We start from the raw sequence: 13,300 nt of genomic DNA on the forward strand, positions 1-13,300 counted from the left end.
CGGTGCCACCGCCTCGTCGCTGATCGTCTGGTCGTTGATGTGGACGATGCCCGACGGGATGCGGTCGGCCAGCTCGACGCCCTTCATGACGTCGCGCGTCAGGATGCCCAGCGAGAGCCCGTACTCGTTGCCCGAGGCCAGCGCGACGGCCTCGTCGATGCTGTCGAAGGGGGTGATCGGCGCGACCGGACCGAACACCTCGTTGGCGTAGGCGGGGCTGTCGGTCGAGACGTCGGTCAGGACCGTCGGCCGGTAGAACAGTCCCTCGTAGGTCCCGCCGGCGGCCAACGTCGCGCCGCCCTCGACGGTGCCGGTGACCATGTCGTGGATCCGGTCGCGCTGCGACTCGTCGATGATCGGTCCGAGGGCGACCTGGTCCGTCATCGGGTTGCCGACGGGGATGTTCTTCGCCTTGTCGGCCAGGATGTCGACGTACTCGCCGATGACGCCGCGCTGCACCAGGTGCCGGCCGGTCGTCATGCAGATCTGCCCCTGGTGCATGAAGGACCCGAACGCGCCCGCGCTCGCCGCGAGGTCGAGGTCGACGTCGTCGAGCACGATCAACGCCGAGTTGCCACCCAGCTCCAGCAGGGCGCGCTTGAGCCTGCGGGCGGCTGCCTCCCCGACCTTCCGGCCGACGGCCGTCGAGCCGGTGAACGAGATGACCCGCACACGCGGGTCCTCCACGAGCGCCTGACCGACGTCACCGCCACCGGGCACGAGATGGAGCACGCCTTCGGGCAGGCCCGCCTCCTGCAGCGCCCGCGCCACGATCACACCGCCGGTCACCACGGTCCGCGGGTCCGGCTTGAGCACGACCGCGTTGCCGAGTGCGAGCGCGGGCGCGACTGACCGGATCGACAGGATCAACGGGAAGTTGAATGGTGAGATGACACCCACCACGCCGACGGGCAGGCGGCGTGCGAGGCTCATGCGCGGCTGGGCGCTGCGGAGGATCTCGCCGGTCGGGTGGGAGGCCAGTGCGGCCGCCTCGAAGCACTCCTGGGCGGCGACGTGGGTCTCGAGCTCGGCCTTGGGTGGGATCGCGCCGGTCTCACGCATGATCCAGGTGTGCAGCTCGTCGGCCTCGGACTCGAACAGCTCACCGGCACGGCGCAGCACGGCGACGCGTTCCTCGAACGACGCAGCCGCCCACGCCCGCTGCGCGTCGGCTGCCCGCACGGTGGCCGTGGCCACGTCGTCGGTGTCGGCCAGCCCGTAGGTGCCGAGCTCGTCGCCGGTGGCGGGCTCGCGGATCGGCGTGACCCCTCCCGAGGACTCGACCCACGAGCCGTTGAAGATCCTGCCGTCCCAGCTTCCGTCGTCGAGGAGTGCCATCACTGCTCCAGTCGCATCGCCGGTGTTCGCACGGCGAACACCTGTCAGTACCTGATGAGACCATGACCGCATCACGCGTGTGTGAACCACGAGACAGGGACGTCGTCTCGCCGGCACCCTCGCGCGGTGCGACGATGGCCTCGGGTCCGGCCGGCCCGCAGGGGGCACACGTTCCGCTCACCAGGGCCGTGACCATGGGCACCGGGGCGACGGGAGGACGAGGCATGGCCGACGGAGCGCTGCATGTGCCCGACGACCTGCTGGTCCACCTGCGGCGTGCCCGGGACCTGGCGGATCGTCGCTACGCGGATCCGCTCGACCTGGAGGCGCTCGCCGCGGAGGCCGGGGTGTCGAAGTACCACTTCCTGCGCTGCTTCGCGTCGGTGTACGGCACGACGCCCGCCCGCTACCTCTCGGAGCGGCGGATCGAACGGGCGCAGGATCTGCTGCGGGCCACGAACCTCACGGTGACGGAGATCTGCATGCTCGTCGGGTTCTCCAGCCTCGGGTCGTTCAGCGCGCGCTTCACCGACCTGGTCGGCATGACGCCGTCGGCCTACCAGGCGAAGTACGCCGCCGAGGGCGTGCCGCCGATCCCCGGGTGCTACGTGTTCATGCACGGGCTGAGCGACAGGGTGTAGCACACCGGGGTGGACCGCCTCCTTCCATGTCGCAAGTCTGGAGAAGCCCGCGCGCGGTCGATCACCCTATGGTCCGGCCAGGAACCGGACGCACGGACGCCGACAGGCGGAGGAGCACACATGATCACCAACGTGTCACTGGTCACCCTGTACGTCGCCGACCAGGACGAGGCACGTGACTTCTACGTCGACAAGCTCGGCTTCGAGGCACGTGCCGACGTCACGATGGGCGGGGGGTTCCGCTGGGTGACGGTCGCGCACCCCGACCACCCCGAGCTCGAGGTCACCCTCATGGTGCCCGGCCCGCCCCTGAATGACGAGATGGCCGCTGCCGTCCGCCGCGAGCTGGCGAACGGCAGCATGGGCGGGTTCGGCCTGGCGACCACGGACTGCCGCAAGACCTACGACGAGCTGTCCGCGCAGGGTGTCGAGTTCATCCAGGAGCCCGCCGAGCGTCCCTACGGGGTCGAAGCCGTCATGCGCGACAACTCCGGCAACTGGCTGGTCCTCGTCGAACGCACGCCGTTCACGCCCGACGGCATCGAGTGAAACACACTCCACGCGTTTCTCACGGCCGGCGGCACAGGACGGGATCGTTCTTCGGCCCGACCGCCTAGCCCGCCCATGGCCATGGACGTCCGGAGCAGGCGAACGGACCACGGCGAGCAGTGAGCGATGAGGTGGCCGTCGGATCGCTTCTTCTATCGATGGGGCCCGAGTGGCGACTGGCCGACGTGGCGTTGCCCGACGCGGACGTGGCGTTGCCCGACACGCACGTGGCGTCGCCGCTGCGGCGGCCGTGGACCTCGACGCCGATGCGCTGGATCCGCTACGTGGACGGCCACTCCGTGACCTCCTCGCGACGGCGCTCGCGCGGTTCGACACACCAGGCGGTCCTCGAGCTGCGCAATGCGCTGGCCGAGGCCGGCGTGATGGCGACGCTGCCGCCGTGGGGCACCATGTGGGTCCTGCCCCTCGCGGGGGGGACGCCGTCAGGCGGTCACCAGGAGCGCCGTCGCAGCCGCCAGCGTGCCAACGGCGACCAGCGTGAACGCCAGCACCCACACCACGGCGGGCACCCGCGTCGCACGCGCCAGCTGATCGGCGTCGGTGTCCCGGCCGCGGCCGCCGCGGCGCCCGCGCCGCATGTCGCTGACCGAGCGCAGCCCTCCGAACAGCAGGAACCACGCCAACAGTGACGCGCCCGCCTCCTGCAACGGCGGCGACGCGTACACGGCCACGGCCAGCAGCACCGCGCCGGTCAGGACGATCGCCACAGCGCCGAACACGTTGCGTACCGTGACCAGCAGCGCCGCCAGCAGCGCGATGCTGCAACTCAGGATCAGCTGGTGCTGGTCCGCAGCCACGAGCGCGGCCGCGCCGAGCCCGAGCAGGCAGGGTGTCACGTAGCCGGCGAGCAGCGTCACCACCATCCCCAGGCCACGCGACCGCCCGCGCGACCGCGCGATGCCCGACGCGTCGGCATGGACCCGCATGCCCGCCAGTCGACGCCCGGCCAGCAGCGCGACGGCCACGTGTCCACCCTCGTGGGCGATGGTGACGACCGGCCGCAGCAGCCGCCACGGCCGCCGTGCCACCACGAGTGCGAGCGCCACGATGACCGGCGCCCACGCCAGCGCATATTGCATGCGCCGCATCGTGCCAGCCGGTCGCCGGGTCCGCACACGACACCACTGCGCGCACCCGGTGACCCGGACGCCGGTGCCGGCCCCGTGGAGCGCTACCGGTGGGTGTGGGTCCTCGGCGCGATCCGTTGGCGGCGGTGCGTGCTGGTCGCCCTGCGCGGCTGGACGGGGCGCGAGCGCTTGGTCATGGTGAGCGCCACCACTGCGTCGTGGCCGCGGTCTTCGCCATGCTGCGCGACCGCCTGACGACGGTGGGCATCGCGGGCCAGTTCCGCAACACCCTGCTGAGCGCGGTACGCACCACTCGATCGACCTGCTGGCATTCATCGCACCCGTCGACCGCGTCACGCTCGGGCGGTCCGGCTCTGGTCGCCGTTGGTGTGGCCGCGGCCCTCGCGAGCAGCCTGCACCTGGGGTCCGCCGAGATCCTGTCCTGACGAGCCGGTCCAGCAAGCACCTTCCGAACCTGGCGCCACAAAGTTGTGGTTGCTTCAGGTGCAACCGTTGCGCAATATTCTACGAAAGCGCCTGTGCAGGATAGGCAGCACCACGGGGAACTGCTACGTTCCCGCGCATCTGTGGCCACCTTCGGGGACCATCGGCCGTCACCGCCGCAGCGCCGCGTGAGCACGCGTGAAGGGAGAATCCGTGAGCACCATACCGGACCACGCCGACGTCGTCGTGATCGGCGCGGGCATCGTCGGCAACTGCCTCGTCGGACACCTGGCGCGTCTCGGCTGGCGCAACATCGTGCAGATCGACAAGGGACCGCTGCCCGACCCGGGGGGCTCGACGGGGCACGCGTCCAACTTCATCTTCCCGGTCGACCACGGCAAGGAGCTGGCGCTGCTGACGCTGGACTCGCAGCGCCAGTACGAGGGGATGGGCGTCCAGACCACGTGCGGTGGCATCGAGATCGCGCGCACACCCGAGCGCGTGCACGAGCTCGGCCGCAGGATGTCGTCGGCGAAGGCGTGGGGCGTCGAGTCCCACCTGCTCAACGCTGACGAGGTCAGGGAGCTGGTCCCGTTCATCAACCACGAGATCGTGCTGGCGGGCTTCTACACCCCGTCGGTGTCGGTCGTCGATTCGCTGCGCGCCGGTACGATCATGCGCGAGCGCGCGCAGGAACTCGGGGCGCTGACGTCGCTGGCCAACACCGAGGTCCTCGACATCGGGACCGACGGCCGCCGGGTGACGGGCGTGACGACCGACCGCGGCGAGATCGCCGCCTCGACCGTCGTCGTCGCCTGTGGCGTGTGGAGCCCGCGGATCGCTGCGATGGCCGGCGCGACCATCCCGCTGACGCCCGCCGTGCACCAGATGATCGACGTCGGCCCGATCCCAGAGCTGCTCGACAGCCGCGCCGAGATCGCGTATCCGATCGTCCGCGACATGGACACCTTGATGTACGAGCGCCAGAACGGCGGCGACATGGAGGTCGGTTCCTACGCGCACCGGCCGATCCTGCACCGTCCCGACGACATCCCGTCGATCGAGGCGTCCCAGCTGTCGCCGACGCAGCTGCCCTTCACCCAGGAGGACTTCGACCAGCAGATGGAGGACGCTCTCGAGCTGTTCCCCGAGGCACTGTCCGTCGAGGGGGCGGGCGTCCGCCACGCGATCAACGGCCTGTTGTCGCTGACCCCCGACGGCAACCCCGTGCTCGGCGAGACGGTCGAGGTGCGGGGGCTGTGGTCCGCTGCCGCGGTGTGGATCAAGGAGGGCCCCGGCGTAGGAAGGGCGCTCGCCGAGTGGATGACCCACGGCGAGCCGGAGATCGACCTCCACGGCGCCGACGTCGCACGCTTCTACCCGCACCAGCGCACTGTCGCGCACGTCGAGGCGCGCACGTCCGAGGGCTTCAACAAGACCTACGGCATCGTCCACCCCCGAGAGCAGTGGGCGTCGAACCGACCGCTGCGGACCAGCCCGTTCTACCCGCGCCAGCAGGAGCTCGGCGCAGTGTTCTACGAGGTGGGCGGCTGGGAGCGTCCGCAGTGGTACGAGTCAAACGCCGGCCTGGCCGAGGAGTTCGGCGTCGAGGGGCGGGAGCACGAGTGGGACGCCCGCTGGTGGTCGCCGATCATCAACGGTGAGCACCTGGCGATGCGCGACCGCGTCGCGATGATCGACCTCACCGCGTTCGCGCTGTTCGACGTCATCGGCCCGGGCGCGCTCGACTTCATGCAGCGCATGACGGTGGCGCAGATGGACCGGCCACCGGGACGGATCATGTACACGCCGGTGCTGACCGAGAACGGCGGCTTCCGCTCAGACCTGACGGTCGTGCGCCTGGCCGACGACCACTTCCGCATCATCACCGGTGGCGCCGACGGCCCGCGGGACCACAAGTGGTTCACCGACCACCTGCCCGCCGACGGCTCCGCTCAGCTGGTCGACGTCACGTCCGCGTACTGCACCCTCGGCCTGTGGGGACCGAAGGCGCGTGACGTGCTGGCGTCGCTGACCGAGGACGACGTCTCGAACGAGGGCCTGGCCTTCGGTCGCTCGAAGCAGATCCAGCTGGGCTCGCTCCCGGTGCTCGCCGTGCGCATCTCGTACGTCGGTGAGCTCGGCTGGGAGCTGCACTGCCCGATGGAGCAGGGCCTCGCGCTGTGGGACGCCGTCTTCGAGGCCGGGCGACCCCACGGCATCGTGCCCGCGGGCATCGGCGTGTACGGCACGACAGGACGGCTCGAGAAGGGCTACCGCCTGATGGGCGCCGAGCTCGACTCCGAGTACAACCCAGTCGAGGCCGGCCTGGCGCTGCCCAAGGTCAAGAGCGCCGACTTCGTCGGCCGCGAGGCCTACCTGAAGGCGCGCGACGAGGACCCTGCGGCGATCATGTGCACCCTGACGATCGACGATCTCACGTCGTCCGAGGGCATCGCCCGGCACCCCTCCGGCAACGAGCCGATCGTCACGCCGGACGGCGAGCGCATCGTCGACGCCAAGGGCCGGCCGTCGTACGTCACCAGCGCAGGAGCCGGTCCGTCCGTCGGCAAGCACCTGCTGCTGGCCTACCTGCCGCCCGAGCACGCGCAGGAGGGCACGAAGCTGGCGGTGCAGTACATCAACGAGCGGTACCCGGTGACCGTTGCGGTGGCGGGCCGGACGCCGTTGTTCGATCCCGACGACTCCCGGATGAAGGCCTGATGACGGCAGTTGCGGCGGCGCCAGCCCGCGCCGTTGCGCGCGAGCGGAGCGAGGTGTCAGTGACAGTGCCGAAGGCTCCCTGGGCCGCTAGGAGCGAGCGAAGCGAGGTGACTAAGTGGGCTACGACGTCCTGGTCTGCATCAAGCGCGTCCCGGCGCCCGGGGCGCGGATCAACCTGACCGACGACGAGCAGGAGATCGACACGCGCCACCTGGGCTTCACAATGAGCCCGCACGACGAGTGCGCCGTCGAGGAGGCGGTGCGCATCGTGGCCGAGCACGGCGGGAGCTCCACCGCGCTCAGCCTCGGGCCGGCCGAAGCCGACGAGCAGGTCCGACAGGCGATCTCAATGGGCATCGACCACGGCGTACTGCTGGAGATCGACCAGACCGACTGGGACCCGCAGGCAACCGCGACCGCCATCGCGGGTGCGATTCGTAGGCTCGCGGCGGACGGCACGACCTACGACCTGATCCTGTTCGGCAACGAGTCGCCGGACGCCGGCAACTACCAGGTTGGCATCCGAGTGGCGCATGCGCTCGACCTGCCGGTCGTGGCGGGCATCAAGGGCATCGCGTTCACCGATGGCGGCATGCGCGTGCGCCGCCAGGTCACCGACGGCTTCGAGCTGTACGACCTGCCAGTGCCGGCGGCCGTCGCCGTCAAGGAGGGCCTGAACCTGCCCCGCTACCCGGCGATCAAGGGGCGGATGCGGGCGCGCAAGGCCACCGTCCGCGCGATGCCGCCCGAGGCGGAAGCCGGTGGGCTCCGCAAGGTGCGCCTGCGTCAGCCACGGGAGCAGAAGACCGAGACGGTCGTGCTCGGCCACGGACGCGAGGCCGCCACCGCCGTCGTCGACCTGTTTGAGGAACTGGGGGTCATGTAATGGGTGAGGGCGAGCGCCAGCGAGCCGGAGGGCGCGGACCGGTCTTCGCCTTCGTCGAACACACCGGAGGTGCCGTCGACGAGACCGCGCTGGAGCTGGTGACCGCCGGGCACCAGATCGCCGCCGACCTCGCCACGACGCTGATTGCCGTGCTCGTCGGTCCCGGGGCGGACGCCGCGGCGGCGCGGCTCGGTGCCTACGGAGCCGCCGAGGTCCGCGTCGTGTCGCACCCCGACCTCGGGTCCTACGCGCCCGCGGCGTACGCCGCCAGCATCGTGCAGCTGGCCGGGGCGCTCGAGCCGGTCGCGGTCCTCGCGTCGGGCACCGAGAAGGGCAACGAGGTGCTCGCGCACGTCGCGGCGCGGATGGACCTGCCCATGGCGGCCAACTGCACCGAGGTCACCGCGGGTGACGGCCCGTGGACCCTGACACGGCTGCGCTGGGGCGGCAGCCTCCTGGAGGACTCGGAGCTGAAGGCGTCTACCAAGCTGGTAACCCTCGCGCCCCACGCCTTCCAGGCCGCGGGCATCAACGGGTCCGGCGGGACCCCCGTCGAGGCGTTCGAGCCGCAGCTCGACGCCACCGTCACCGCGGTACGGGTCGTCGATCACGAGCCCAGCGGCGCCGGCGTGTCGCTGGCATCGGCTCCGGTCGTCGTGTCCGGCGGGCGTGGCGTCGGCAGCGCGGAGGGCTTCGAGGTGCTCGAGCAGCTCGCCGGCCTGCTCGACGGCGCCGTGGGTTGCTCGCGGGTGGCGACCAACAACGGCTGGCGATCGCACAGCGACCAGGTCGGCCAGACCGGCACGAAGATCGCGCCGCAGCTCTACATCGCATGCGGGATCAGCGGCGCGACGCAGCACTGGGTCGGGTGCAAGGACGCCAAGAACATCCTGGCGATCAACACCGACCCGGAGGCGCCACTGGTGACCCGCGGAAACTACGCGGTCATCGGCAGCCTTCAGGAGGTGCTGCCCGCCATCGTCGCCGAGGTCCGGCGCCGCAAGGGCGCCTGAGCGCCGCCCCACTCCCTGGGGACGCGCCCCAACACATACACCGCGCCACGTCCCCAGCCCGGACGCCACCCTCGGACCGGATGCCACCTGTCGGTCCGTCGGGGCCTCAGGCGCGCGACGGCCGCGGAGTAGACTCGCCCGATGCCGCACGGATCCGTCGACGCGCCCGTCATCGACCTTCCCCAGCCGCTCGAGGGGCTCGACCGCATCGAACCCGACGGTGACCACGACGGCGTCGTGGTCGCGTCCGTCGACCTCGGTGGGCAACGGGGCCACGACCTGCGGCTCACCGCGTCACGGCTGACCGACGTCGCGATGGACGGCGTCGCGCTGTCCGGCGCGCTGCTCGCCGAGTGCGAGCTCGAGCGCGTCGAGGCGACCGATCTCGACCTCGTCGATGCCCGGCTGCGAGACGTCCAGGTGACCGGTGCCCGGATCGGGGACCTCCAGGCCCACGGTGCCGAGCTGACGCGCGTGCTGATCCGCAACAGCAGGCTCGGCTACGTCAACCTGCGTAGTGCGTCGCTGTGCGACGTCCGCTTCGCCGGATGCACCATCGCCGACCTCGACGTCGCGGACGCGACCTTGCGCCGCGTGGCTCTCGACGACTGCACGATCGAGCGCCTCGCGTGCCAGCATGCCGACATGGGCGACGTCGACCTTACGGGCGCGCAGATCAGCGAGGTCATCGACGTCGCCCACTTGCGCGGAGCCACGGTGAGCTCCGCGCAGCTCACTGCGCTGGCACCGCTGCTGGCCCATCACGTGGGGATCGTCGTCCGGGACGCGTGACACGCCACGGCGCACGATCGACGTCGTCGATCGGCTAGCCGTGGGCGCGTTGCGCCAGCAGGTCGCGCTCACGGCGGGCGTACGTGACCGCCCGGCGCCGGCCGACGGGTGCGGTCGTGCCGTAGGCCTCGACCGTCACGACGTGGTGGCCCTCGGCGAACGTGATGGCGTAGAAGTGCGCGAACACGTCGTGTGCGCGTGTGTTCTCCATCTGCACGACATTCCGCCGCAGCCGGCCGTGCGGCAGTGCCGGATAGCGACGTCCGAGGCCCCCATCGATGCGGTCGAGGTCGCGCAGCAACGCACGCACGTCCTGCGTGGTCACGACCTTCAGCGTCGCGCCTCCCTGCGCCCCCGCGTAGTAGGAGCGCATGCGGATCAGCCCGACACCGTTGCGGCGGTAGACACGGGCCTCCGCGTCGTCGAAGTAGAGCGGGAACCGATCCGGATCGTCGATGACCTCGTTGGCCTTCATCTCGGTCCCGGGGTCACCGGACACGAACCATTCGCCGTTGGGGTCCACCGGTCGGGCGGGCGGCGCGGGGGTCTCCGTCCGCGCCGCGTTCGCGGTGGTGTGCGACGCGTCGACGTTCGCATCGTCCTCGACGAGGGGCAGGCCGGCCAGCCCGAGCACGACGAGTGCGAGGAGGCCAAGGGTCCACGATGTGCGTCGCGATGTCATGCTGCGTCCGGTCCCTCCCCCTGGCCCCGACGAGCTCCAAGCGTTCGTTCGCATGGTAGCCGCGGAGGCTGACGCCCGACGGCGCCGGCGGCCGACCGGAACGCGATCGACACCGGCGGCGCGGGGAGTCGCACACCGTGCGACGCCACAACCACGATCGTGCGGTCCCTCCGGGCCGACAACGGAGCTGCACGGCGAGCTCAGTGGTGACGGCCGCCGCGTGTGATCTCGACGGCCTTGCCGTTTGGAGGAGCCTACTCGTCGGCGCCGAGCCCGTTGGTCGTCGGTCGAGCGTGCGGTGCCGGCCGACCTCGACGTCGGTCCGGACCGGTCCGGACATGTACGTCGTCGCTGCCACACTCCGGCGGCCCGAACCGCGACGCGGTCTCCGCACTGACCTCCTGCGGGATCGGTGGGGCATCGCCCGTCCTGATACAGGAGTGCCCGCCCACCGCGTCACCTTGAGGGATGTCGTTGCCTGCGGCGACGGCGACGTCGTAGCTGCCGTGATGACCGTGGGCCACGGCGTACCGGGTTCGAGTCGACGATGCCGTTGTCGGCTGCGGCTGCGGCAGGCCCTCGAGCCCGGAGACGTCACAACCTTCCGACAGGTCGACGAACCCCTACAGGTTGCGACGGAACGGCCGCGTGCAGCGGGGGGTTCGAGACCGCCGGTACAGTCCCGGGATGCGAGAGATCAACCCGACGGCACTGCCCGCGCGCGCGGTCTACGAGCTGCTGACGACGCTCGTCGTCCCCCGACCGATCGCCTGGGTGTCGACGCTGGCTCCCGATGGACGCCGAACGTCGCGCCGCACTCGTTCTTCAACATCATGTCCAACGCCCCGCCGGTGGTGCACTTCACGTCCGCTGGAGAGAAGGACACGCTACGCAACGTCCGCGCCACTGGAGAGTTTGTGGTCAACGTCGTCTCACGGGACCTGCTCGAGCAGATGAACCTGACGGCAGCCAACTTCCCGTCGCAGGAGGACGAGTTCGGCTGGGCGGACCTCAACCAGGCGCCGTCGAGCGTGGTGAGCGTGCCACGGGTCGCCCGCGCCCGTGCCGCGATGGAGTGCACGTTGCGGCAGGTGCTGGAGATCGGCAACGGCCGGATGGTCTTCGGTGACGTCGTGCGCGTCCACACCGACGACCTGTGGGTCGACGGCGAGATCACGCCCGAGCGCCTCGACCCGGTCGGCAGGCTCGGCGGCTCGGCCTACCTGCTGCTCGACGGCGTCACGCGCCACGCGCGGCCGTCGTGGGACGACGTGCGTCCGGACTGACGCGGAGGACGCCCGGGTCGGCGATGAAATACCGACGCCGCCGACGGTGTTCGCAGTGGTGACAACCGACACCGGAGTCACGATGGCCACCGTTGAACTGACCCATGACAACTTCACGCAGACGCTCGACGACCACGACCTCGTGCTGGTCGACTTCTGGGCGTCGTGGTGCGGGCCGTGCCACACGTTCGGACCGATCTACGAGTCGGCGTCCCAGCGTCACCCCGACGTCGTGTTCGGTAAGGTCGACACCGAGGCCGAGCATGAGCTTGCTGGGGCGTTCAACATCATGTCGATCCCGACCCTGATGGTCGTGCGTGACCGGGTCGTGCTGTTCTCCCAGCCAGGCGTGCTGCCCGAGGAGGCGCTCGACGACCTGATCGCACAGGCCCAGCAGCTCGACATGGATGACGTGCGCGCCAAGATCGCCGAGGATCAGCAGGCCTGACGCACGCAACGTTGGCGGTCGCTGGATGGCGGCGTGGCAGATCGCGACAGGCCGCTGTGTCGCGTGGCTGCTGCGCGGTCGAGGCGGCCGCCGGCCCGACGCAGCGGCTCTCGCCGATGGGGAAGCGAGCGAACGCAGCCGGTCGTGAGGTGCTCGTCTCTGCGTTCGGCGCATTCGACAAGCACAGCGGGGAATGTCGCAAGATCAAGATCGGCTCCTCCACGGCACCTGAACGCTTCCGTTTGGCCCAAGTCCAGGAAGAGCAGGTCGGCTGGACCGAGACCGCCAGGTCGCCCGGCGAAGGCCCCGGTGGCGAGCGTCGGAGAAGCTGATGCACGCGCGGTTGGATGAGTGGCGGTACCCGCGCTGTGAGTGGTTCGAGGCGTCCCCCGGAGGTGCTGGCCGCGGTGGGTGAGTTGGAGCGGTTGACGGAGGAGGGGCGCCGGTTGCCGCAGGCGACGACCACCCGTAGCGCATGACGGGGTAGGTCAGTCCTCGACCGTGGCGTCGTCGAACTTGACGATCCCGGTCAACCGCTCTTGGCCGGCGAGCCTCGGCCGCGTACACGTCGCAGAGCAGGATCGGCTCCGAGCCGGATCGTCGAACCTCCAGGCCCGCACGGACCGTGGGTGGCTGGTCGCATGGTGGTCCTCACTGGCCACCGGGTGTGCGGCTGATCGCAGCGCATCCGTTGTGGCGGGGCTGGAGCCGGGCTCATCGCTGCCAGGATGCCCACTGCCGTGGCACCTTGTCGATGCGCACCACTGCAGGGAGGGACCGAATACATGTTCGACCAGCGGAGTTGTCGCGGGCCGGCTCCATTGCCCAGCGACGTCGACACATCGGCTCCGCACTGAGTGAGGCCGCCGACCGAGCGCGAGACTGGACTCTAGATCGACGGCCTCTGAGCGACGGGAGAACCACACCGCCCGTTGGCGCTAGCGTGCGCCCGGCCGGTTGGACGATGCGCCCTCCCGTTGGGGGGCCAGCGACGACAAGCGCCTCTAGACCCAGCGCCGAGAGTCGGGGTACCGCAGGCCGGCGCCCGGTTGGGGTCAGTCCCTGGCCACCGGCCTGCGCCGCCCCTCGGCGGCGAGGTGTCCCCAGCCGCCTCTGCCGTCCAACACGCTGTCGACGTACGATTCACCGGTCCGCAGTGTCCACCGGTACGGGAGAGATCGGGGGCCACCGGGTTTCGCCGGCTGGGGGGCATCGCCAATCCATCGGTCCGCGGCACCCCGGACGAACGGCGTGGGCGCTGGCGCATACGAGGGGAAACCGGTTCACACCGACCTGAGCCGTTCGTGTCCGGCGAGCTCGGCCGCGTGCTCGTCGCACAGCTGGTCGCCGCCCTCGAGGATGCCCAGCACGTCGCGTAGCTGTTCGTCGAGCGCTCTACGTGGCCTGCT

General features: G+C 70.5%; 12 protein-coding genes. 9 read left to right on the plus strand and 3 right to left on the minus strand.

Annotation, left to right across the window (positions count from 1 at the left end):
- The coding region (locus tag VK923_07665; protein ID HSJ44541.1) for an aldehyde dehydrogenase family protein at window positions 1-1,338 on the minus strand (1,338 nt) is incomplete at its 3' end.
- Window positions 1,339-1,562: 224 nt separating this feature from the next.
- Here VK923_07665 and VK923_07670 point away from each other — a divergent pair.
- A complete protein-coding gene (locus tag VK923_07670; GenBank protein ID HSJ44542.1) occupies window positions 1,563-1,979 on the plus strand; it encodes a helix-turn-helix transcriptional regulator in 417 nt (138 codons plus the stop codon).
- Between the two features lie 120 nt (window positions 1,980-2,099).
- The gene (locus tag VK923_07675; GenBank protein HSJ44543.1) at window positions 2,100-2,528 is read left to right on the plus strand and encodes a VOC family protein; all 429 of its coding nucleotides are present in this window, start codon (window positions 2,100-2,102) and stop codon (window positions 2,526-2,528) included.
- A 443-nt stretch (window positions 2,529-2,971) separates the two neighbouring features.
- Here VK923_07675 and VK923_07680 read toward each other — a convergent pair whose 3' ends face one another.
- Complete coding sequence (locus tag VK923_07680; GenBank protein HSJ44544.1) at window positions 2,972-3,628, minus strand: M50 family metallopeptidase; 657 nt, start codon at window positions 3,626-3,628, stop codon at window positions 2,972-2,974.
- A gap of 206 nt (window positions 3,629-3,834) precedes the next feature.
- Here VK923_07680 and VK923_07685 point away from each other — a divergent pair, with 206 nt between their 5' ends.
- The 5 genes from VK923_07685 (at window position 3,835) to VK923_07705 (ending at window position 9,475) form a co-directional block, all read left to right on the plus strand.
- On the plus strand, window positions 3,835-4,062 hold the full coding sequence (locus tag VK923_07685) for a hypothetical protein (GenBank protein ID HSJ44545.1): 228 nt from the start codon (window positions 3,835-3,837) through the stop codon (window positions 4,060-4,062).
- A 211-nt stretch (window positions 4,063-4,273) separates the two neighbouring features.
- The gene (locus VK923_07690) at window positions 4,274-6,784 is read left to right on the plus strand and encodes an FAD-dependent oxidoreductase (protein HSJ44546.1); all 2,511 of its coding nucleotides are present in this window, start codon (window positions 4,274-4,276) and stop codon (window positions 6,782-6,784) included.
- 115 nt (window positions 6,785-6,899) lie between these two features.
- The gene (locus VK923_07695) at window positions 6,900-7,670 is read left to right on the plus strand and encodes a hypothetical protein (protein ID HSJ44547.1); all 771 of its coding nucleotides are present in this window, start codon (window positions 6,900-6,902) and stop codon (window positions 7,668-7,670) included.
- Window positions 7,670-8,683, plus strand: a complete 1,014-nt coding sequence (locus tag VK923_07700) for an electron transfer flavoprotein subunit alpha/FixB family protein (protein ID HSJ44548.1) — start codon at window positions 7,670-7,672, stop codon at window positions 8,681-8,683. The genes VK923_07695 and VK923_07700 overlap by 1 nt, the downstream gene beginning before the upstream one ends.
- Window positions 8,684-8,824: 141 nt before the next feature.
- Window positions 8,825-9,475, plus strand: coding sequence for a pentapeptide repeat-containing protein (locus VK923_07705; GenBank protein ID HSJ44549.1), 651 nt, complete (start codon window positions 8,825-8,827; stop codon window positions 9,473-9,475).
- A 34-nt stretch (window positions 9,476-9,509) separates the two neighbouring features.
- Here the strand turns inward: VK923_07705 and VK923_07710 are convergent, their stop codons facing one another.
- Window positions 9,510-10,157, minus strand: coding sequence for a hypothetical protein (locus VK923_07710; GenBank protein HSJ44550.1), 648 nt, complete (start codon window positions 10,155-10,157; stop codon window positions 9,510-9,512).
- A gap of 509 nt (window positions 10,158-10,666) precedes the next feature.
- Here VK923_07710 and VK923_07715 point away from each other — a divergent pair.
- Window positions 10,667-11,443 (plus strand): flavin reductase family protein, encoded by a 777-nt coding sequence (locus tag VK923_07715; GenBank protein ID HSJ44551.1) that lies wholly within the window; start codon window positions 10,667-10,669, stop codon window positions 11,441-11,443.
- A gap of 82 nt (window positions 11,444-11,525) precedes the next feature.
- On the plus strand, window positions 11,526-11,891 hold the full coding sequence (locus VK923_07720) for a thioredoxin domain-containing protein (protein HSJ44552.1): 366 nt from the start codon (window positions 11,526-11,528) through the stop codon (window positions 11,889-11,891).
- The last annotated feature ends 1,409 nt before the right edge of the window (window positions 11,892-13,300 follow it).

Source organism: Euzebyales bacterium (assembly GCA_035461305.1).
Taxonomy (GTDB): domain Bacteria; phylum Actinomycetota; class Nitriliruptoria; order Euzebyales; family JAHELV01; genus JAHELV01.